Here is a 21,145-nt window from a genome sequence, read left to right as displayed (position 1 = left end):
GTTGTTTCTGTTTAGATTTTTCCAGTCTTGACCAGTATCAAGAATTTGATTAAATGTATTTGTCGTTTGATGCGCGAAGGTTGTTTCAATAGGCGGTATGCAAATTCGAGATTGTGCTTTATCCACCATTCGGGTGCTCGTTTCACGTTCCCTGTATAGACGTCGAAACTTCCTCCTAATCCTTGGTAAATTGCGGGATGTGCCTGATACATTTTTTCCATCAATAACTCTTGTTTGGGTGATCCCATTGCAACGAATATGACATCCGGCTGTTTTGTCTTGATGTCTTCGATCAGTTCTTCCTGTTCTGTCTCTGTTTGTATGTATCCGTTACGGTACCCCGTTATCTGTATTCCGGGAAAGTCTTCTTTCAATCGGGAGATGGTCTTCTCTATTACGGGCTGTTTACTCCCGACCAAGTAGAAGGTTTTTTCTTTTTGATACAGAGCTGTTATAATCTTCAACCACAGTTCGCATCCCGCGATCTTGACGGCATCCACGGCTCCGTGCTGCCGCACTGCCATAACTGCTCCTATGCCATCGCAATATCCAATATTCCTGTTCACAATATTTTGTATTTGCTCGTTCGCATGCAGTATCTTCTCCGCATTTATCGCTACTAATATCCCTTTATGTTCCTCCACATATTCCAGCAAACTGGAATCTGAGGGAAAGGGGTGGACTTTTATTCCGTTTAGTTGTATTCTGTTGTCGTTCATGATTGTTGCATTAATTGTCCGAATTTTTTGGTCTGAATACCTTCTTTGATTATTCTGGCAGGATTACCGGCTACGATGCAGTTGGCAGGTATATCTTTTGTAACGACAGATCCGCTTCCGACAATTACGTTATCGTTAACTTTTACTCCACACATGATGATCGCATTTACGCCAATAAAGCAACGTTTACCAATGTAGGTGTCGGCTTTAGCAGGTTTGGAAAAGTCATGAGCTAAAATAACAGCTCCAGATGCAATGAAGCTTTCTTCTCCAATGTGTACTCCTTTGGGATTACTTTTATCGAGTTTGGCACCAAATGAGAGTTTTGCGCTTTTATCAATATTCATTTGATAGATTCGTGTATAAATAAAATGCATCCCGAAGGTGATACAGTCTCTGATTATTTCTCTGATTTTTACTATCATAGTTGCTGTTTTAAACTGGTGATGTCAATCCATTTACTCATTTGATCTGTCAGTTCTGGGGTAATATTACTGATGACGTCTGGAGTAAAAGTCATTTCTCCAAAGATAGGGGATCCGTTGATAAGATATAAATCTACTCTAACGAAAGGAAAGGGTTCAGATAAACGTGAAGCAATTGATATCATTTCTTCTAATGCGCTTGGACGAGGAATTATATCTGATATCGGACAGCGAGAATTTACAAATTCAGGATAGGCATTCCAATCCATGTCATAAACCATAACCGAATAATTATGTGTGTTTTCTTCCCTGTCTGAATAAATAACGACATATTTAGGAACTCCATTAAAGCAAAAAAATTTGTAATCGATGAGTGATTGTTCGCTTTTTTTTGTCTGCTCCATAAATTTTTCTGCAATAATAAGAGGTTCTATCTGTGTATAATGCAATTGTCCGGTTAATTCTCCATATGGAAATTTTAACCATTTATTTAATTTATGATTTGTCTCTTTTATATTTAGGATATTTTTATCCTTTACTATAATATTTGTTGCACAGCTATTTGTCGTTTTTAATACAAAGGATTTAGGCAATAGGCTATAGTCGATTTCTATAGCTGAATTGTATATACCATAAATTTTGTTTACATATTGTTCTCCGCATCTATCAATCACATATTCTCTTACTCTGTATTTGTCGGCTAATTTACTCCACATAGAAGTGTCAGAATAAAGTGATAGCCATAGAATTTTTTCCATAAATGACTGTGGCTTCTTTAAATTGGGGAACTTTTTATAATCTTTACAATATCTGATCTTCCAAATTATATTGGGAAATTTCTTTAATAAAGGGGAGAATGGAGTTGCAGCTTTTATAAGAACTGACTTGATAAAAATATTCATATGAATTTTTATTGATTAATATATGTTGAATTATAGATTGAATTTAGAAAAATGTAGTTCTATTTTTCTAATGATTGATATAGATGATCCAATTGTTTTTCTATTGCTGGAGGATAGAATTTTTCTGCTTTCTTTCCAGATTGATGTCCCATTTCTGAAAGATATTCTGGATGATCGATTAAAAATAGGATTGCTTCGTAAAGTTGTTTCTTATTTCCAGGTTCAATAAGAATACCGTTAACATTGTTTTCAACAAGATCTGTAATACCTCCAACTGGTGTTGCAATTATGGGCAGTTGGTAGGACATGGCTTCAAGAATGGATATACCAAATGATTCAAAAATAGAAGGATGGACAAATATGTCAGCAGTTCGGAATAATTTTTCTTTTCTTTCATTGTCTACCCATCCATGGTATTTGATAAAAGAAGAAAGTTGATGTTGCTGTATGAATTCATTCATAGTTTTTGTATCTCCTGTACCTCCAATATGGTAGATAATTTTGTTTTGCAACATTTCTTTGTTTTTCGCAAAACATTCTAATACATCAAATATTCCTTTTCTACTATCTATGGCTCCAATGAAAAGAAGATGGAGCTTTTGGTCGTTCTTTTTAATGGGACCAACACTGGGCTTATAGGTGACATTGGGAAGGAGAAAAATATTATTATTGAGTTTTTGTTCTTTTAAATAATCGATAAAATAATTAGAAACAGTCACCAATACATCTGCTTTATGGCAGACAAATCGAACAAAAGATCGGTGATTCTCGTAGAATTGTTCAAATTTTGCTCCATGTATATGTAAAATGACTTTTTTTCTGAAAACTTTAGCACAAAATACATAAATCGATTGACGATAAAAATCAGTAAATGATGCTGTATGTATATGCACAATTCGGATTGGCTTGAATATACAATAATAGCAACATCGTAATAAGGCAGATATGCTTAATGCTGTTTTCTTAAACAGATTTCCTTCTTGATGTGAAGCAATGAAATTAAATTTCTTGAACATCTTTGAATAAGATTGTATGAGGATTGCAATCCCTCCTTTGCCGTTTGTGTCAGTTCCTATAGTTAGGATATTTTTACTTTTATTGGATATCATGATTAAAATAAAGATGATTACTAATTACCCAGTAAACTCCTAACAGTGGAGCTAATTGAGTTGAAAAAAAAGCATGTCCTGCTGTATAGGCGATTCCTAACCATAGTATACTTCCTATACTTGTTATAAATGATAAAGAATTCCGACTTCTTTTTATAAAAAAAGGTCGGATGAACTGGAATACTAAAAAAAGTTGTGCAAGGATGATAAGCCCTCCCAGAACAAATCCGAAGGATAATATGATATCGTAAAAATCAGATTCTATATTTTTTACTTTTTCTTCTGGGTCGTATATGCTTGCTACAGCAAATCGTCCTCCTGAAATACCCTTACCCAAAAGAACCTCTGTTAAGTTGAATTCAGAAATAACTTGTTTACCGGTATTGATCAATTGCTCTCTTGATGATACTAACGAATTAGCTGAAAAGCGTTCAAGTGTAAAATTATCATATTGAATAATAGTTTCATATGTTATGATAGCAGAATATACGATAGCGATTGACATACAAAATATTATAAGTATCCGGGTTTGCCATCGGAGCCGAATAAGGCTGTCTTTGAAAAAAAAGAAATAGCCTAAGAAAAGTCCCCAATCTGTCAGAATTCCAATAATACCGACACGAGAACCGATAAGAATTGTTCCGACTGATGCAATAAATGTCAGTAAAAAATAAAATACATTCCGTTTGTAAAAGGAATACCAAATACAAAGTAATACAGCTAGAACCATATATACTCCCAATGCATTGCCGTCTGCGTAATATCCAGAGTATCCGAATCCAAATTTATCACTGTATGAAAGAATCCCGGTTTGTGTAATCATAGAGAATATATTAATTGCACCTATAAGTGAAGTTGTATAAACAACAAGTCTGATTAATTTCTCAAGGCTGAATATTTTACGGTAATAATAAAAATAAAAAAGGATGCAGAAGGTGTAGACAAACTTGAATAGATAGTCTATGTCCATTGCTGCATCTATATATTTTCCTGTAAAAGACCAAATAGCAAATGCCATTGAAATTAGGATTGTAATAATCCAAAATAAGAGAGTTAATAATGTGCTTAAATTTTTTAGTAAAAACTTCATAGTTAGGCATAATATGAATCCTCTAAAAGCTATTCCGATTGGTAAATGCACTCCTTTAAATTCCTGGATGTATCCATTTGCTGAGTCAAAAAAAATAGAAATGAAAAATAATATAAAAGGAAGTACTTGTATATAGAAGTTGTCTATGCTTATGGAGATAGGCTTAGCTATTGTAAATGTTTTCATATTCTTCCGTTATGTGTTTAATTGTAAACCTCTTGGCATTTGCAATGCCTCGTAAAATTAATTTTTCCCTATATTTATCATCTGAGATAAGTTTTTGAAATCCTTTTCTAATGGAGCTTACATCATAAGGATTGATATAGTGAGCTGTATTTGCTGCTATTTCTGGGATAGAAGTTATTTTACTGGTTAGTAAAACTCTTCCAGTAGCATTGGCCTCTATTATAGGCATTCCAAAACCTTCATATAAAGAAGGAAAACTGACGATGTCACATTCTTGGTATAATCTAATGATATTTTGAAAGGGAATATCCAAATAATTTTTATATTGGATATGATTCTTTTTTAATTGCTCTATATGTTCTTGTTTTAAAATCCCTACAATGATTAGTGTACAGGGTATATTGCGTAATGCTTTTATTGTGCGTAGCAGATTTTTGCGCATGCCTGTTCCAATATGGAGGATATGAGGATTTTCTTTTCGGAATTCTTTTGGGTGAAAATGAATAACTTCATTATAGGGATTATAGACAATGCTGATTTTATTTTTTACTCTTGGAGTTATCTGTTTGATTTCATTCGCTGTATATTGGGAAATACAGGTGATATGTTTGGCAAAATGATTAGGCAGAATGAACCAGAACCATTTTCTAATAAATCGCTTTAGGAAAGATGATGATTGTAATAGAGTTCCTGTATCATGCCAAGTGAGAATTACATTACCTTTTAAAAATAGAGAGATATAAGCTATTTCAGGTGAAAAAATGTGATTGATATCTCCTTGGTGTTTTTGAGCGAACCTAATATTTCGAATGATTCCTTTCCAGGTATTTCCGTGTTCAGGCAAAGTAATAACTTTTAATCCTGATATTCGGGATGCAAGCGAATATGCCAGTTCTTCTATACTGTTAAGTCCTGTCGACTTTTTACGTAAAAATAAGGCCTTTGAACACATTGTTATGATTTTGTAGTTTGAATGGTACGAATTGCTTTTTTGTAAATAAGAGAACGCTCAGCCGTCTTTAGTCCGACTGTCAATAGTACGATGGTGGTTGAACTTACAGTAATAATACATATAAGTATAAATCCGGTGAATGTGTCAGGAATATATTGGGACAGCCCTGTCGGAATAATAGCTGCAAGTATGAAGACTAAGAGACTTCGACCAATCACTTCTATGATGAAGTTGGAAATATGCATAGGTATTAATGCATTAAGTATCCATATTCGTGCTATTAAAGCAATGAGTTCTGTCAGGATAGATATATACATGACTGTATAAGGTGGATATCCGGATTTTAATACAATATAGGATATTGGTATATCCAGCAATGTAATCCCTAAAATTATGGTTTGAAATAGTTTTATTTTTCCTTTTGCTTGTATAGCAGTGGCTACAGGTCCAGTTATACTGTTTATTAAAGTTACAATCAATACCAATCGTAAAAACATGACAGTATATTCTGGTACAATACCTAGCCAAAGATGTAATATATAAGGAGTTTTGATAAGTACAGGTAATGTTAAATACAGTAAGAGGAAAAATGAATAACGGGAACTATTATGTACTAATACCATCATTGAATTTGTATCTCCCATTGCATATCGTTTAGTTATTTGCGGTTTCATTGCAATTTGGAAGTTTGATACAAAATTATAAATTCCGGCATTTACTTGATAGGCTACACCACGTGCAGCGTTTACTGCAGGTCCGAAAAATAGATTGATTAGTATATTTATTCCTTGCATTTTGAGTGAATATCCGATGTTACCTAAAAAGCTCCATCCGGCAAAGCTTAACATTTTATGTAGTAATTGTTTATCTATGTCATTTCGAAACTTACATTCTTTAAAATACTTTTTGCAATATAAAGTATACATGATGCTTATCAATAAAGTGACGAAAGACATTAAGATTGCATATAAAATTAGTTTATCTGACGCTGAGCCCTTCAACAAAAAAACAATCGCTAATTGTAATATAACTTCAAGTATACTTACATAGGCATATACTTTCATATGTTCATGGGCTACTATACTGGCATTATAGGGAACGCTGAATATTTTAATAATGAATGTCAGGATTGAGAATTGGAACACCCAATTTGCAGCAATTATTCTTGAAGTTGGTATATTCATTTTATGATTGAGAAACCATAGACCTACTGTTTCTGCTAATATAAGTAGGAAAAAAATAATAATCAGGTGAATGATAAGAGATGTGGAAAAAACTTTTTGCAGTTGTTGTCCATCATTTTTCCCTAATTCGTAGGTGAGAAACCGTTGAGAAACATCAATCATTCCCACATTTAGAAACTGGAACATTAATACAATGCCACCTACTACGTTGTATATGCCATAATCATCAATTCCCAAAACATTTAAAACGACTCTGGATGTGTAAAGTGATACTAATAGGATGACTAGTGTCCTGAAATATAAGAATAATGTATTTTGAGCTATCCGTTTGTTCGTATTGTGAGACATACTTTTTATTCTATAATTTCTTAAACACCCCGCAAAAATCCAATATCACTTTTTCTTCGTTGTGAGGTAATGTTTTGAATTCTTTGTGGGAGACGAGGAAGGCGACGATGTCGGCGCGGGTGTAGGCGGATTTGTAGTCGGTCAGTTTGAAGACTGGATGTTCGTGAACGTTGGGTTCGACGATTAGGATGTCGGTATCGGCTGAACGTTGGAGAACTTTCGAGGTGATGTATTTGGCTGGTGATTCGCGCAAGTCGTCGATATCAGGCTTAAAAGAAAGGCCCATCAGAGCTACTACTGGTTTACGATGATGCTCAAGGAAGAAGCGGAGGATGGCGTTTTCGATTTTTTCGGCGCACCAGAATGCTTTGTAATTATTGATTTCGCGTGCTTTCGAGATAAGTTGCGACTCGTAGGGAAATTCGGATGTCAGGAAATAAGGATCTACGGCGATGCAATGTCCTCCCACGCCCGAACCTGGTTGCAGAATGTTGACACGCGGATGTTTGTTGGCGAGTTCGATCAGTTCCCAAACGTTGATACCTGCCTTGTCGCAGATCAGCGACAGTTCGTTGGCAAAAGCTATTTGGACGTCACGTGACGAATTTTCCGTCAGTTTGCACATCTCCGCTGTCCGAGCGTTTGTCCGGTGGAGTGTCCCTCTGACGAAGTGGCGATAGAATTGTATCGCCTTTTCAGTTGATTCGGAGTTGATTCCTCCGATGACCCGGTCGTTCTGCATCAGTTCGTAGATGACATTGCCTGGTAAAACGCGCTCCGGACAATAAGCGATATATATTTTTCCTTCCAGTTCCGGACGCAAAGCGTAGAGCAGATTTGCCATCTTTTCGGTGGTCCCGACAGGTGAAGTCGATTCAATGACGAAAAGGTCCCCTTTCTTAAGAAAAGGTGCGACCATACGTGTAGCGGCTTCGACATATGAAATGTCCGGTTCATGATTTCCTTTGAACGGAGTTGGTACGACGATCAGGTATACATCGCTTTCTTCCGGAACATCCGATGCTTTCAGCTTACCGAATTCCATGACTTTCGAACACAACTCCTGTAATCCAGGTTCCACAATATGGATAATACCTCGGTTTGTCATTTCCACTACTTTCGGATTTACGTCGACTCCGATAACTTGAATGCCGCTTCCGGCTGTGATAATAGCTGTAGGTAGGCCGATATAGCCCAATCCCATAAAACATGCTTTCATTATTTGTATTTTTTCTAAATTCGTTTAACCCACTCTTTTCCGTTTAAAAATTCTTTTTTGTTTCCGGCCTTTTCAAACCAAATGCTTAATATCACCCAGATCACGATGTCGCCGGCAAATACGATATTGATATTCACGAACGACACGAGTAAGATATTGAGACTACTGAATAGACTGGCGATTACGACGATACTGATCATCGCCTTGTGTGCGCTCATCCCCATATCGAGGAACTTATGGTGGATGTGATTACGGTCCGGTTTGAATAGTGACCGATGGCTGCGTGCCCGTACGATCATTACGCGCACAACATCGAACATCGGTACGATCAGTGTCGAGAAGGCGACCACGATGGCACCGGCGGAATAGTGTGCAACATCCGGATTGTAAGATGCATAGCGGATGGCGAGGAATACCAGAATATAGCCCAATGTCAAGCTCCCCGTGTCACCCATGAATATTTTCCTCCCGTGATCAGCCTGTCCGAAGACGTTGTAATAGAAGAAAGGCACCAGCACTCCAAGAGTCGCGAACGACAGCAGGGCGTATATCCACATTCCGTTAATCAAGAATAGACTGCCAAGCACGAGTAATGCCGAGCCAGTCAGCCCTGAAGCCAATCCGTCGATTCCGTCGATCAGGTTGATGGCATTGGTGATAAATACAATTACGAGGATAGTAAGCGGAATACCGATCCATGATGCCAGTTCGTGTATTCCGAATAACCCGTAGAGATTGTTGATCCATAGTCCCGACAATGGCAGGAGCAAGGCTGCCACAAGCTGTACCATGAACTTCTTTGTATAACGCATTCCCACTAGATCGTCTTTCAGCCCGGCGAGGTAGAGCAAGATCACCCCGCAGACCAACAGGTAGAATTCTGAAAGAGTATGTGTGAGTAACCATAGCGGTATTTGCTGTCTGTGCATATATTCCGCGCAATAGAGTGCGGAAACAAATGAGAGGGAGAACAGGATTGACGGGGCGAAAGACAATCCTCCCAGCCTCGGGATAGCTTCTTTATGTACCTTCCGACTGTCCGGAATGTCGAAAAGTCGCTTTTTCAGCGCGACGACCAAAATCCTCGGAATAATGATCATCGACATCAGGGCAGAGATCGTGAAGGCCAATAGAATCAATAGGTATATCATATAACAAATTTCGGTTTATATGTGACAAAGTTCGTCAGTCACATTAGATATGTTCTGGCGATTGTCCACTATTCTTATAGTTTGAGAAGTAACAAGAGGCAGGAATAAAACGTTTTGTCTTTTGATTGTAATTGTGGTATTTTAGAAACCGTTTCCTAAAAATAATGGAGAAAATACGGAGGGATGGGATTTGTATAATACGGAAAAGAACAAGAGGTATGGGTTATGATTCAACCTATGCCCGCAAGTCATTTCCTAAGCAGAATGCATTATAGTATGTTAATAAGGAAAAGAATATTTAGCGAGTGCTAAAATGCTGTTTTCGGCAGTGGTGAAAGAGCATTATATGGCCTTCTATCGCCTCAGTGTGTGAAGGTCGGTATTCAATGAAGCATTCTTTCGCATGAACCATCTGTCTGGCAGTTATCCGACTTCTTTTTCATGCCAATCCATTTTTAATTTCATGCCAGTCTATTCGCAAATGCATGCCAGTGCATATAAAACTCCATGCATGTTACTTAATGGATGGAGTTTATCGGCTTGCATTTGTCCTGTAATTATAACCGGAGACATCGGTTTGACGTTTTGGAAGATGTGTCAAATTGACATTACCGGACGCGGATGACGCAGAATACCGATATTTGACACCCTCAGGGAATTTATTTTTTTCTCAACAACTTTTTGCCTAACCACTTTCTTACCGGTTCGTCGTAAAGTTTCAGGCAGAGGTAAGCCAAGGCGATACTGCCGGCGTAGACCACTATTGCCATAGGCCAGATTTCTGCGAAGGTATAGAGTTCGTTGTCGATTAGCCAAGCATAGAATAGGTACATGATCGGGTAGTGGACGGCGTAGAGTGGATAGGATATATCACCTAAGAATTTACATATTTGCGTCGAACGTTTGTCCGTAGTTTTGCCGGAGGCTCCAAGCCAGACAAGGACGGGGAAAATGAGGATGATACAAGCTGCCTCGAATAGTCCGTTGAGGCTGATAGGAGCAGTGTCTACTTTTATGTAAGGCACACAGAAGAGGATCAGTAGAACGATCGAGCAAATCCAGAAAGCACCTTTCATTTGGAACGGTTTAAACTTGCGGGATAATAACATTCCTAACGAGAAAGGAAAGAGCATACGTAGAGAACCTCCGAGGAAATTCACGCCGTCAAGCGTCCAGCCTACACCGATCATGTCATATCCCGAAACATCGAATAGAGTGAATCCGGCAAGCCCTGTCCCCAAAAGAACGACGAGTACGGTCAAGGCTTTAGTGGAAAGGCGGTGAATGAAAACCGCGTAAAGGATGTTGCCAATATATTCGAAAAAGAGCGACCAGCTTGGACCGTTGAGCGGGAACATTTCGCCATTGCCGCGTACTTCATATCTCGCACCGGGTAGGGCGGGAATGAAAAACATCGCACAGAGCGTGGATAGCATCACTGCTGAGATTGCCACATGTTTACCGTCCCATTGGACACTGCCTTGTATGAGGAAAGCGATCGCTCCCAATATCACTCCCATGATAATCATCGGATGGAGACGGATTAGGCGACGTTTGAAAAAGTTACCGGTAGTCATGGTCTTTCCCAAACGGTCGTCATAGGCGTAACCGATCACAAAACCTGAAAGGATGAAGAAAAAATCGACGGCCAGGTAGCCGTGATTGATCGTTGTGATAGGTGTTCCTCCGGCAGCAAACGAAAGACCTTCGAAAATGTGATAAAAGACAACTAGTAAGGCTGCTACCCCTCGCAGTCCGTCAAGAAGTTCGTAATGGGGTTTGGTATCCGCAAATGCGGCTGAAGAGATTGTTGTATCTGACATTGATATTGAATTAGATATTTGTAATATGTGGCAAAAGTATTCGTTTTTGGGGATAAAAAAATTTGTCCTATGTCAAATTCGATTATCCGTTTGCCCGGAGCCTGCTGAGTGTAGAAAGTCTGATACCCAGGTAGGAAGCTATATATCCTAAGTTCACTCGCCGATATGCGTCCGGAAATTGTTCCTTGAACGCTTCGTATCGTTCCCTTGCCGACAAGGTCAAATGGTCTTTGTGGCTGCGATGCAAACGCCTGTATTCGTTTTGATGAATGATTCTTCCCCAGTTGCACAGTTCGATGTTAGTTTCAAAAAGATGTGTCAGAGTAGCCAGCGATATCCGGTAGGCTTCCACCTCTTCCAGCGTTTCAACGTATTCTTCGCTTATCTTTCCGTAATACAGTTCATCCATACTGAACACAATGCTTCCTTCTCCGGCAAACGATGTCGTAACCTCCTCTCCGTCTACTAGCCAGAAGGAACGTGTTATTCCCTTCTCGATGAAAAAGGCGGATTTGCAATATGTGTCTGCTTTTATCAGCTGATACTTTTTAGGGAAGCGGCAGCAAGTTACGTTCTCTTTCAATACTTGAACGGTATCGTCGGAGATAGGAAACAAAGAGTTTATTTTATTTAATATATTTGTCATGATGTTACTTTGGCATTGTCTGTCAATCACAAAGATACGCAAAACTGGTAAAAGACAGTTGGCAACCGCGCAGTAATTATTTTACTACCTGGTTGCCAACCGCCAATAGAGTTATTACACTGTTCTTACAGCCATTCGCTCATGAATGCATCCATCTCGTCTGCATGTGCTTCGAGGCTTTGGAGCAATTTGAACTGAGCCTTCGTGCGGATCAGGTTGTGCTTCGGACTGCGTATCTTGTAGTATGTGTCACCGTTGATGTAATCGGTTAGGAAACGGACTGTCTGCATGTAAGTCAGTAAGCGGCCGCCGTACGGGAGCAGTTTGATTTCCATCGAAGTCAGGAATGATTTGGCTTTCTCCATATAGCCGCGTGTGTAAGCTTTAAAGATATCTATGTTGACATTGACATTGTCCAGGTTTTCGTCATCTTCGGCACCAGTATTGGCTCCTGTGCGAATGAAGTCGCCGATATCAGAAAGGACGAAGCCCGGCATGACCGTGTCGAGGTCGATCACGCACAAGACCTTGTTGGTTTCGGTATCGAACATCATATTGTTGACCTTTGTGTCGCAATGGTTCGTGCGTTTTTTTAGTTTGCCTTCGCGATAAAGACGTTCTTGGATACACATAGCTTCGGCGCGTTTTTCAATTTCCTCGATCAAGTCTTTCACTTCGTCCAGACGGCCGGCTGCATTATTCTTTACTGCATCGTGGAACTGCTCCAGACGAAATTCCATATTATGGAAGTTCGGGATGGTTTCACCCAGTGTGCCTTCCGGAATGTCGGCCAGCATGGATTGGAAGTCGCCGAAAGCCTTGCCTGCTTCGTAAGACAGTTCCGGGGTGACCTCTTCGTAGCTTTTGCTGTTTGGGATGAACAGGCAAACACGCCAATAGTTGTCTCCGTCGAAATAATACAGTTTGTTATCTTTTGTCGGAAGGAAAGTCAAGACTTTGCGGTCAATATCATTTTCACCTTTTTCTTCCAGTTTCTTACGGATATGCGAAGTAACAATCTGGATATTGTTCTGCAACATATCCACATTTGTGAAGATCAGGTGGTTGATGCGTTGCAGCACGTATTTGATTTCGCCTTTTTCGTTTGTTACTTTCAGCGTATCGTTAATGTGTCCGTTTCCGAATGGTTCGGCGGAAACTACCTTTTCTGTGAGCTGGAACTGATCCAGGATGTTTAGTAATTGTTCTTTCGTTTTTGCCATGGCATTATTTAATTGATATAATTGATAATTGACAATTGACAATGAAATAAGGGTATAGATTCACTCCAATTATCAGTTACGCACAAAAATAAGAATATCTTTTGTAAATAAAAAGGAAGTTGCTTTCTTTAATGGGAGTCTCCTGATAAAAAAGAAAGACCGTCCTTTTCAGAACAGCCTTTCTCTATTTGTTATCTAAACCAATTATCAATTGGTTTTATTTCTTGTTACGGTTACCATAGCGGCTCATGAACTTATCAACACGTCCGGCAGTATCGACCAATTTGGCCTTACCTGTATAGAACGGGTGAGAAGAGCTTGAGATTTCGATCTTTACCAACGGATAAGTAACACCGTCAATCTCAATTGTTTCTTTTGCATTGATAGTTGAACGAGTGATAAATACGTCCTCGTTTGACATGTCCTTGAATACTACAGGACGATAGTTGTCAGGATGAATTCCTTTTTTCATTGCTTTGTTATCTTATTTTTTAATTTATATTCTCTTATACTTGAGTTTGGTAACCGGTATTTTGGGTTGCAAAGGTATGGATTAGAGTTGAACAAACAAAGAATTTTGGATTATTTTTTCAATCAGACCTACTTTTGTGTTATTTTATATGCTTAAAAGCATAATGTTCTCGGATAGTTATTATCTTTGTGGAAGATTTTTAATCATTAACGTAATAACATATACAACAATGGTAAATTACAAAGATTTAGGTTTGGTGAACACAAGAGAAATGTTCGCAAAAGCCATCAAAGGCGGATACGCAATTCCGGCTTTCAACTTTAACAACATGGAACAGATGCAGGCCATTATCAAGGCTGCTGTTGAAACAAAGTCTCCGGTAATCCTGCAGGTTTCTAAGGGTGCTCGCCAATATGCAAATGCAACTCTGTTGCGCTACATGGCTCAGGGAGCTGTTGAATATGCTAAGGAATTAGGCTGTCCGAATCCTCAGATCGTTCTGCACTTGGATCACGGTGATACGTTCGAAACTTGCAAAAGCTGTATCGATTCAGGATTCTCTTCTGTTATGATCGATGGTTCTCATCTTCCTTATGAAGAAAACGTTGCCCTGACTAAGAAAGTTGTTGATTATGCTCATCAGTTCGATGTAACTGTAGAAGGTGAATTAGGGGTATTGGCAGGTGTTGAAGATGAAGTTTCTTCTGACCACCACACTTATACCGATCCTGAAGAAGTTATCGATTTCGCTCACCGTACAGGTTGTGATTCTTTGGCTATCTCTATCGGTACTTCTCATGGTGCATACAAGTTTACTCCGGAACAGTGCCATATTGATCCTAAGACTGGCAAGATGGTGCCTCCTCCATTGGCTTTCAATGTATTGGATGCTGTAATGGAAAAACTCCCAGGATTCCCTATCGTTCTTCACGGATCTTCATCTGTTCCTGAAGAAGAAGTTGAAACTATCAACAAATACGGTGGTGCATTGAAAGCTGCTATTGGTATTCCGGAAGAAGAATTGCGTAAAGCAGCCAAGTCGGCTGTTTGCAAGATCAACATCGATTCGGATTCTCGTCTGGCTATGACTGCTGCCGTACGTAAGGTATTCGCAGAAAAACCGGCAGAATTCGACCCACGTAAATATCTGGGCCCGGCTCGTGATAATATGGAAAAGCTATATAAGCACAAAATTATCAACGTACTCGGTTCTAACGATAAACTCTAATCTTTTTTTACAGAACGATATATGAAGGGGTGCTTGTCGGTACCCCTTTTTATTTGTGTTTTTGTAACGTATAAACATGAGTAAGAATAGATAAAAATGAAAAAAAATTGGATTTTGGGGATGGCCGTTTGTGGTATATTGTCTGTATCGGATTCGGCGTATGGACAATCAATTAAAGACATTTTGAATTCTGCTGCCGTAAAAGACGCCGTGACTACTGTGACCGGAGGAAAAAAGCTGACAGTGGAAAATTTAGCCGGTACGTGGACGTATGTGAATCCTGCCATCCAGTTGGAAGGCGATAATGCTTTGAAGAATGTGACGGCAAGTGTGGCCTCTTCGGAGATGGAAAAGAAGCTGAAGGATTATTGTGCGAAAATCGGAATCATCGAAGGGGCATTCAATTATACGTTTAATACCGACAGCACATTCACCAGTGTCCTGAAAGGCTGTACTTTGAAGGGTACTTATTCTTTTAATGCGGACGATAAGACGATGGAACTGCACTATGGCAAGATCGGGAAATCGAAGTTGACGACGATGACGGCTTATGTCGTTGTCACCAATGACCAACTTTCTTTGCTCTTCAATGCCGATAAATTACTGGATTTCCTGACAAAACTGTCTGCTGTCTCTAAAAATACGACCTTACAAGCACTCAATAAGTTGGCGAGCCAGTATGATGGGATGATGATGGGGTTCGAGTTGAAAAAATAAATAATGTGCCAATATGCCAATGGGAAAATGCTCATATCATTAGTATATTGGTGCATTGGCACATTATAGCCCTTGCCTGTAGTCGTCTACGATATCCAGTAGCTTTGCGCCATAGTTTTCGACGATCTTTTTCCCGATACCGGGGATTTTGAGGAGATCACGTCCGCTGGCGGGTAAGGTGTTGGCTACCCCGATCAGGGCCTTTTGTTGCAGGATGGTATAAGTTGGAAGTCCTTTTTCGGTTGCCACCTCATAGCGCCAGCGTTTCAGGTTGGCATATAGTTCTGGATGTTTGATGTCTGTCGATATTTCCAGTTTAGCCGGCTCTGATGATTTTTCGGAACGTTTGCGTGTGGTCGGAACAGACGGTTGTTCGATGCTTGCTTTGGCCTTAGCCGACAGATAGCCGGAAATTGTGAATCCATCTTGACAACCTTGCAAGGTTGACAGTTTGATACGAAGGTCTTCGTTCCACTTGTCTAACGCATTCTTGATTGTTTTGCGTGTTTCTTTATTGTCTATTTCCACATTCGATGCTTCCTGCAATGGGGTGCAAAGGCGATCTATTTGCTCCAGAAAGTAAGCCACGCCTTTCCGGACACGCTCTTGGATCGTTTCGTCTTTCAGATAATCGGTATTGCCTGTTATCAGCCGTTTCAATTGCTGGATGAATCGTTCTCCGACATCTGTGACCGTGGAACGGAATGCGTCGCGTGTGTTGGAATACTGCACGCTCAGTTCCGGATATAATTTTTGCAGATTCCCGTACACGACAAAGGCGGCATATTGTATGCGCTGCTGAAGATTGTTGAAGTCAAACAGTTCACATATCAGTTCCGTGAAATAAAGTTGCTGTGCGGCCTGCATTTGCTCTTCACGCGGCTGGCGACTGTCGACCGATGAAGTGAATTCCTGTATCCGGTAATCATTGATCATGGCGTTGCGGGTGATCTGACTGCTCAACACAAGACCTTCCAACGTTTTGCAACGGCTGAGTGCGACATATACCTGTCCGTGCGAAAAAGCGGCAGAAGCATCAATGATGGCATGCTCGAAAGTCAATCCCTGGCTCTTGTGTATGGTGATCGCCCAAGCTGTTTTTAACGGATATTGACTGAAGGTGCCGGTAATGGTTTCGGTGATTTCCTTTGTTTCGGGATCAATCGTGTATTTCACATTGTTCCAGATTTCCTTTTCGACGACGATCTCGTTTCCTTCTCGGTCGACTACGGTTATCTTGTTGGGGTTGATAAATACGATCTTTCCGATCTTCCCGTTATAATATCGTTTTTCGGAAGACGAATCGTTTTTGACGAACATGACTTGCGCGCCGCATTTCAAGATTAACTTGTCGTCGGTCGGATAAGAATATTCGGGAAAGTCGTTATTGATCTCAGCTGAAAAAGTGTAAGGCTGTCCGGGAAGTTCCGCCAGTTTTCGGTTGTTGATCTGCTGTGCCTGGTAGTTATGTGTCGTGAGTGTGATATAACCCGATTGTTCGTCCGGTCTGAAGTTGGGAATGTACCGCTGGTTCAGACGTTGCAAGGTCTCGTCGTCGAAGCGGTTCTCACGGATATTATTCAACAGGTTGATGAAATTTGTGTCGCTTTGGCGGTAGACATGTGTCAGCTCAATACAGAAATAATTGCTTTCCGACAGTGCCTTGCTGTCGAAAAAGAAGGTGGACGGATAGTGCTCTTTCAGCAGATTCCATTCATCATCTTTGGCGACAGGCGCTAATTGTTGTAAGTCTCCTATGAGCAATAACTGGACACCTCCGAAAGGTTTACTGTGATCTTTATAACGACGCAGGACGTCGCTGATAGCGTCCAGCAAGTCTGCGCGCACCATGCTGACCTCATCGATCACCAGCAAGTCCATACTGCGAATAATATTGATTTTGTCCTTGCGGAATTGGTTCTTGAAATCTGTTTTGCCTCCCCGGTATTCCGGTGAAGACGGAATGTAAGGCCCGAACGGCAATTGGAAAAAGGAGTGGATAGTGACGCCTCCAGCATTGATAGCAGCTACTCCTGTCGGTGCAACAACGATCATTCGTTTAGGTGAAACCTCTTTAAGCCTTTTTAAAAAGGTAGTTTTGCCCGTTCCGGCTTTTCCTGTCAGAAAGAGGTTGGTTCCGGTGTTCTGCAGCAAGTTGAAGGCGAGGTCAAACTGTTGGTTTGTTTGCATGGCGATTTGTGATATTGTTAATAGTCACAAATATATAGAAAATATTATAATTGGCAATGTTTTTGATACGGATTATGAGGTTGCGACCCTCATAATCCTTATACAATCAATGCGGCGATGAACTGGATAAAAAGAATCAGGAACACCATCGCAATTGGATAGACCGTCGCATAGGCGATGCTGGGAGCAGAACTGTCGCTCATCGAATCGGCGGCGGCAAGTCCTGGCGTACTGGTCATTCCTCCTGCGATCGTCCCGATCAAGTCTAAGATGTGGATTTTGAATACGAAATAGCCGAACAAGACAGCCACGATCATCGGTACTATTGTGATTGCCATACCGATTCCGAATAATGTCCAGCCGCTTTCTTGGAATGTCGATACCAGGTTGACACCGGCGGATGTTCCGACCTCGGCGAGGAACAGAAGTAGGCCGATCTGACGGAGTAACTGGTTGGCGGAACCTGACATGGACCAGATGATCGGTCCCGTTTTGCCAATTGCACTCAGGATAAGTGCGACAATCAGGATGCCACCTGTCAGCCCGGGTGAGAAAGAGAAGGAGTCCGAAAACGAAATGTTCAGTTTTCCGAACAATACTCCGAGGACAATACCGGCTGCAATCGGGAAAAAGTCCGTGTCGGAAAGTTTTTTCTCGTCATTACCGAACACCTGTCCCAATTCCTTTATGTCTTCTTTTTCTCCAGCAACCATTAACTTGTCGCCGAATTTCAACATTAATTCCGGTTCGGGTGAGAGGTCGATACCGCTTCGGCGTACACGAGTAACGGTACAATTGAACGTGCGTTGCAGATTCAGGTATCCTAAACTTTTATTAATGACGTTCTTGTTCGTCACCAATAGAGATTGCAATTCCTGAGTGCTGCCAAAAGGAAGGTCGTTCTCTACACGTTCACCGACAAGAAGTGCCAGTTGTTCCAAAGACTTGTCGTTACCGACAGCCTTGATCATATCTCCTTCATGCAAGATGGTTTGCGCTACCGGTATGCTTGTCCGGTCTTTATGTTTTATACGGGAAATGACGGCTCCCGTCATGGAACGAAGTTGTAACTGGGCCAGTGTTTTTCCGAATATATTGGCGTGGGTGATACGGAAAGTCGCCGTATGCAACGGGGGATATTTCCCTTTTCGCTGTACTTCGAGTGCCTTGGCTTCGGCGATAAGGTCTTTGCGCAACAATTTCGGCAATAATTTTATAAAAAGTATCACACCGATCACTCCGAACGGATAGGCGATGCCATAGGCGATGGAAGCGGAGGAGGAGTGCGTGCTGTCGATCGCGACGGCAAGACCTGGCGTACTGGTCAGCGCCCCAGCGATCAGTCCGACGAGGCTCGGCGTATCGATTCCGACCACATATTTAAGTATCAAACCGGTAAGGCTGGCAGATCCGACAATCAGAAGCGTTAGTATGATCAATGTTTTCCCTTTCGAACGGAAGGAGTCGAAGAATCCCGGACCCGCTTGTATGCCGATGGTGAAAATGAACAATACCAAACCGAAATTTCCCAGTTCCTTAGGAATGATTACCCCGAAGTGCCCGAATAGGAGAGCGATAAAGATAACGGCTGATACGTCGAGAGAGAGGCCTTTGATCTGTATTCTGCCCAATATGAATCCTAAGGCGATAATCAGGAACAAGGCAAAATAAGACGATTGAAGCAATGTTTCAAGCATGTCAAATAGTTTTGTTGTGAAGATTTATGTTTGCAAAATTACACTTTTCTGCCTGTATAGACAATCCCTTGGCGAGATTTCTGTTACCTTTGCAGCCGAAATCAAACATAAGCAAGGATATCCGGACGTGAACAGATACTTTATATATTTAGGTTATAACGGTAAAAAGTTTTGTGGCTGGCAGATACAGCCGAATGGAATCACTGTGCAGCAATCTATCGAGGAAGCTTTGGCTACGTTGTTGCGCCAACCGGTTCCGATCGTGGGAGCGGGGCGGACGGATGCTGGTGTGCATGCCCGCCTGATGGTGGCTCATTTCGACTGGCAGGAACCGATTGCCGACCTCGCTTTCTTAGCGGAGAAGCTGAACCGTTTGCTTCCCAAAGATATCGCGGTCTACCGTATTGTACCTGTACGTCCCGATGCGCATGCCCGGTTCGATGCCATTTCGCGTACCTATAAATATTATGTCACGACGCGGAAAGATCCGTTCAATTACGAGTTGGTCTATAAGATTCCGGGAAAACTCGATTTCGAGGCGATGAATAAGGCTTGCCCAGTTCTGTTTGACTACATAGATTTCACCAGTTTCAGCAAGCTGCATACGGACGTGAAGACGAACAACTGTCGCATCTATAAGGCTGGTTGGGAGAGGGAAGGCGATGTATGGGTTTTTACCATACAGGCGGACCGTTTCCTGCGCAATATGGTGCGTGCCATTGTCGGTACTTTACTCGAAGTGGGCAGAGGAAAACTGACGGTCGACGGTTTCCGCCAGGTGATCGAAGCCAAAGACCGTGGACGTGCCGGGACTTCCGCTCCCGGACACGCTCTCTATCTGGTCGACATCACTTATCCCGAAGAACTTTTTCAGTTGGCAGTCGGCTGTTGACTGTTGTGTTTTTCCGGTCTAAAAAATATTATTCAGAAACTTTCAACTTTCAACTGTTATGTGGCTCGGATTAGCCTTCATCTCCGCCTTCCTTTTAGGTTGTTATGAAGTAAACAAAAAAATTTCGCTAGATGGTAATGCCGTTATTCCGGTTTTGTTTTTCAATACATTGATAAGCAGTCTTATCTTTGTCCCTTTCATTTTTCTTTCGTTTTTTACGGATGTGCTCGACGGGACGATGTTGTATGTGCCGCGTGTCTCCTTAGAGACACATGTGGCAGTGTTTATAAAGGCCGTGATCGTCTTGTCATCGTGGATATTCGGCTATTTTGCCTTGAAGCATTTACCGCTGACCATTACCGGGCCTATCAAAGCGACGCAGCCAGTCGTGACGCTGGTGGGAGCCATGCTTGTCTTTGGTGAGCGGCTGAACCTGTACCAATGGATCGGGGTGATTCTTTCCATTGCCTCTTTCTACCTCCTTTCCTCATCCGGGAAAAAAGAGGGAATCCGTTTTACGCATAATAAATGGATCTTCTTTACCGTCTTGTCTATCCTTACCGGAGCGGCGAGCGGCTTGTATGACAAACACCTGATGGGAAGTCTGGATGTGATGACGGTGCAGGTCTGGTTCAATGTCTACCAGTGCCTTATGATGTTGCCGATCCTCTTGTTTCTTTGGTATCCGCGCCGGAAAAGCACGACACCTTTTGTCTGGCACTGGAACATTATCTTTATATCCGTCTTCCTCTGCGTGGCGGACTGGATTTACTTTTATGCCTTGACTTTTCCCGGTTCGATGATCTCTATCGTCTCGATGGTCCGCCGTAGTAATGTCTTGGTTACCTTCCTTGCCGGTGCTTTGTTCTTCCATGAAAAGAACTTGAAAAGCAAGGCAATCGACCTGTTTTTAGTATTATTAGGAATGATATTCCTGTATCTCGGTACGCGCTAAGGCATATTCTATTACTT

General features: G+C 41.2%; 19 protein-coding genes. 4 read left to right on the top strand and 15 right to left on the bottom strand.

Annotated features, from left to right (window positions below):
• Positions 1-11: 11 nt before the first annotated feature.
• The 13 genes from BHV83_RS07535 to BHV83_RS07475 form a co-directional block, all read right to left on the bottom strand.
• Complete coding sequence (locus BHV83_RS07535; protein ID WP_005641038.1) at positions 12-719, bottom strand: WecB/TagA/CpsF family glycosyltransferase; 708 nt, start codon at positions 717-719, stop codon at positions 12-14.
• Entirely contained in the window at positions 716-1,144 is a 429-nt protein-coding gene (locus BHV83_RS07530; protein ID WP_005641036.1) for an acyltransferase, read from the bottom strand. The genes BHV83_RS07535 and BHV83_RS07530 overlap by 4 nt, the downstream gene beginning before the upstream one ends.
• On the bottom strand, positions 1,141-2,046 hold the full coding sequence (locus tag BHV83_RS07525) for an ATP-grasp fold amidoligase family protein (protein ID WP_005651250.1): 906 nt from the start codon (positions 2,044-2,046) through the stop codon (positions 1,141-1,143). Before BHV83_RS07525 ends, BHV83_RS07530 begins: the two co-directional genes overlap by 4 nt.
• 59 nt (positions 2,047-2,105) lie before the next feature.
• Complete coding sequence (locus BHV83_RS07520; RefSeq protein ID WP_232305430.1) at positions 2,106-3,062, bottom strand: glycosyltransferase family 4 protein; 957 nt, start codon at positions 3,060-3,062, stop codon at positions 2,106-2,108.
• A 79-nt stretch (positions 3,063-3,141) separates the two neighbouring features.
• Positions 3,142-4,431: an O-antigen ligase family protein gene (locus BHV83_RS07515; RefSeq protein WP_005641032.1), complete on the bottom strand. Its 1,290-nt coding sequence runs from the start codon at positions 4,429-4,431 to the stop codon at positions 3,142-3,144.
• A complete protein-coding gene (locus BHV83_RS07510) occupies positions 4,409-5,383 on the bottom strand; it encodes a glycosyltransferase family 4 protein (protein WP_005641031.1) in 975 nt (324 codons plus the stop codon). Before BHV83_RS07510 ends, BHV83_RS07515 begins: the two co-directional genes overlap by 23 nt.
• Before the next feature lie 2 nt (positions 5,384-5,385).
• On the bottom strand, positions 5,386-6,804 hold the full coding sequence (locus tag BHV83_RS07505; RefSeq protein WP_227945706.1) for an MATE family efflux transporter: 1,419 nt from the start codon (positions 6,802-6,804) through the stop codon (positions 5,386-5,388).
• 121 nt (positions 6,805-6,925) lie between these two features.
• Positions 6,926-8,134, bottom strand: a complete 1,209-nt coding sequence (gene wecC / locus BHV83_RS07500; protein ID WP_122205744.1) for a UDP-N-acetyl-D-mannosamine dehydrogenase — start codon at positions 8,132-8,134, stop codon at positions 6,926-6,928.
• Between the two features lie 14 nt (positions 8,135-8,148).
• Complete coding sequence (locus BHV83_RS07495) at positions 8,149-9,285, bottom strand: MraY family glycosyltransferase (protein WP_005641028.1); 1,137 nt, start codon at positions 9,283-9,285, stop codon at positions 8,149-8,151.
• Positions 9,286-9,944: 659 nt separating this feature from the next.
• Positions 9,945-11,108, bottom strand: a complete 1,164-nt coding sequence (locus BHV83_RS07490; protein WP_005641023.1) for an acyltransferase family protein — start codon at positions 11,106-11,108, stop codon at positions 9,945-9,947.
• An 82-nt stretch (positions 11,109-11,190) separates the two neighbouring features.
• Positions 11,191-11,754, bottom strand: a complete 564-nt coding sequence (locus BHV83_RS07485) for a Crp/Fnr family transcriptional regulator (protein WP_005641021.1) — start codon at positions 11,752-11,754, stop codon at positions 11,191-11,193.
• A gap of 125 nt (positions 11,755-11,879) precedes the next feature.
• Entirely contained in the window at positions 11,880-12,977 is a 1,098-nt protein-coding gene (locus tag BHV83_RS07480) for a phosphotransferase enzyme family protein (RefSeq protein WP_286757183.1), read from the bottom strand.
• A 217-nt stretch (positions 12,978-13,194) separates the two neighbouring features.
• Positions 13,195-13,449 (bottom strand): type B 50S ribosomal protein L31, encoded by a 255-nt coding sequence (locus BHV83_RS07475; protein WP_005641016.1) that lies wholly within the window; start codon positions 13,447-13,449, stop codon positions 13,195-13,197.
• Between the two features lie 229 nt (positions 13,450-13,678).
• On the opposite strand from BHV83_RS07475, the gene BHV83_RS07470 reads away from it, so the two are divergent.
• Together BHV83_RS07470 and BHV83_RS07465 are read left to right on the top strand one after the other, a co-directional pair.
• Entirely contained in the window at positions 13,679-14,677 is a 999-nt protein-coding gene (locus BHV83_RS07470; protein ID WP_005641014.1) for a class II fructose-bisphosphate aldolase, read from the top strand.
• 96 nt (positions 14,678-14,773) lie between these two features.
• Positions 14,774-15,394, top strand: a complete 621-nt coding sequence (locus BHV83_RS07465) for a DUF4923 family protein (protein WP_122205742.1) — start codon at positions 14,774-14,776, stop codon at positions 15,392-15,394.
• A 63-nt stretch (positions 15,395-15,457) separates the two neighbouring features.
• Here the strand turns inward: BHV83_RS07465 and BHV83_RS07460 are convergent, their stop codons facing one another.
• Together BHV83_RS07460 and BHV83_RS07455 are read right to left on the bottom strand one after the other, a co-directional pair.
• Positions 15,458-17,584 carry an HRDC domain-containing protein gene (locus BHV83_RS07460; RefSeq protein ID WP_122205741.1) on the bottom strand — a complete coding sequence of 709 codons (2,127 nt, stop codon included), beginning with the start codon at positions 17,582-17,584 and terminating at the stop codon, positions 15,458-15,460.
• 98 nt (positions 17,585-17,682) lie between these two features.
• Positions 17,683-19,281, bottom strand: a complete 1,599-nt coding sequence (locus tag BHV83_RS07455; RefSeq protein ID WP_122205740.1) for an aspartate:alanine exchanger family transporter — start codon at positions 19,279-19,281, stop codon at positions 17,683-17,685.
• Positions 19,282-19,408: 127 nt separating this feature from the next.
• Here BHV83_RS07455 and truA point away from each other — a divergent pair, with 127 nt between their 5' ends.
• Both truA and BHV83_RS07445 read left to right on the top strand, forming a co-directional pair.
• Complete coding sequence (truA, locus tag BHV83_RS07450) at positions 19,409-20,173, top strand: tRNA pseudouridine(38-40) synthase TruA (RefSeq protein ID WP_122205764.1); 765 nt, start codon at positions 19,409-19,411, stop codon at positions 20,171-20,173.
• 58 nt (positions 20,174-20,231) lie between these two features.
• Positions 20,232-21,128 carry a DMT family transporter gene (locus tag BHV83_RS07445; protein ID WP_005641003.1) on the top strand — a complete coding sequence of 299 codons (897 nt, stop codon included), beginning with the start codon at positions 20,232-20,234 and terminating at the stop codon, positions 21,126-21,128.
• Positions 21,129-21,145: the final 17 nt, after the last annotated feature.

This window comes from Parabacteroides sp. merdae-related_45_40, assembly GCF_001915675.1.
Note: the sequence above shows the minus strand (reverse complement) of the source record. Positions and strands in the feature narration are given on the sequence as shown.

What these genes read in the sequence shown, in the direction of transcription:
- BHV83_RS07470 (WP_005641014.1), top strand. Translation starts at nt 13,679, where the DNA reads ATGGTAAATTACAAAGATTTAGGTTTGGTGAACACAAGAGAAATGTTC.
- BHV83_RS07490 (WP_005641023.1), bottom strand. Translation starts at nt 11,108, where the DNA reads ATGTCAGATACAACAATCTCTTCAGCCGCATTTGCGGATACCAAACCC.
- wecC (WP_122205744.1), bottom strand. Translation starts at nt 8,134, where the DNA reads ATGAAAGCATGTTTTATGGGATTGGGCTATATCGGCCTACCTACAGCT.
- BHV83_RS07520 (WP_232305430.1), bottom strand. Translation starts at nt 3,062, where the DNA reads ATGTTCAAGAAATTTAATTTCATTGCTTCACATCAAGAAGGAAATCTG.
- BHV83_RS07485 (WP_005641021.1), bottom strand. Translation starts at nt 11,754, where the DNA reads ATGACAAATATATTAAATAAAATAAACTCTTTGTTTCCTATCTCCGAC.
- BHV83_RS07460 (WP_122205741.1), bottom strand. Translation starts at nt 17,584, where the DNA reads ATGCAAACAAACCAACAGTTTGACCTCGCCTTCAACTTGCTGCAGAAC.
- BHV83_RS07455 (WP_122205740.1), bottom strand. Translation starts at nt 19,281, where the DNA reads ATGCTTGAAACATTGCTTCAATCGTCTTATTTTGCCTTGTTCCTGATT.
- BHV83_RS07530 (WP_005641036.1), bottom strand. Translation starts at nt 1,144, where the DNA reads ATGATAGTAAAAATCAGAGAAATAATCAGAGACTGTATCACCTTCGGG.
- BHV83_RS07480 (WP_286757183.1), bottom strand. Translation starts at nt 12,977, where the DNA reads ATGGCAAAAACGAAAGAACAATTACTAAACATCCTGGATCAGTTCCAG.
- BHV83_RS07515 (WP_005641032.1), bottom strand. Translation starts at nt 4,431, where the DNA reads ATGAAAACATTTACAATAGCTAAGCCTATCTCCATAAGCATAGACAAC.
- BHV83_RS07445 (WP_005641003.1), top strand. Translation starts at nt 20,232, where the DNA reads ATGTGGCTCGGATTAGCCTTCATCTCCGCCTTCCTTTTAGGTTGTTAT.
- BHV83_RS07475 (WP_005641016.1), bottom strand. Translation starts at nt 13,449, where the DNA reads ATGAAAAAAGGAATTCATCCTGACAACTATCGTCCTGTAGTATTCAAG.
- BHV83_RS07495 (WP_005641028.1), bottom strand. Translation starts at nt 9,285, where the DNA reads ATGATATACCTATTGATTCTATTGGCCTTCACGATCTCTGCCCTGATG.
- BHV83_RS07535 (WP_005641038.1), bottom strand. Translation starts at nt 719, where the DNA reads ATGAACGACAACAGAATACAACTAAACGGAATAAAAGTCCACCCCTTT.
- BHV83_RS07510 (WP_005641031.1), bottom strand. Translation starts at nt 5,383, where the DNA reads ATGTGTTCAAAGGCCTTATTTTTACGTAAAAAGTCGACAGGACTTAAC.
- BHV83_RS07525 (WP_005651250.1), bottom strand. Translation starts at nt 2,046, where the DNA reads ATGAATATTTTTATCAAGTCAGTTCTTATAAAAGCTGCAACTCCATTC.
- BHV83_RS07465 (WP_122205742.1), top strand. Translation starts at nt 14,774, where the DNA reads ATGAAAAAAAATTGGATTTTGGGGATGGCCGTTTGTGGTATATTGTCT.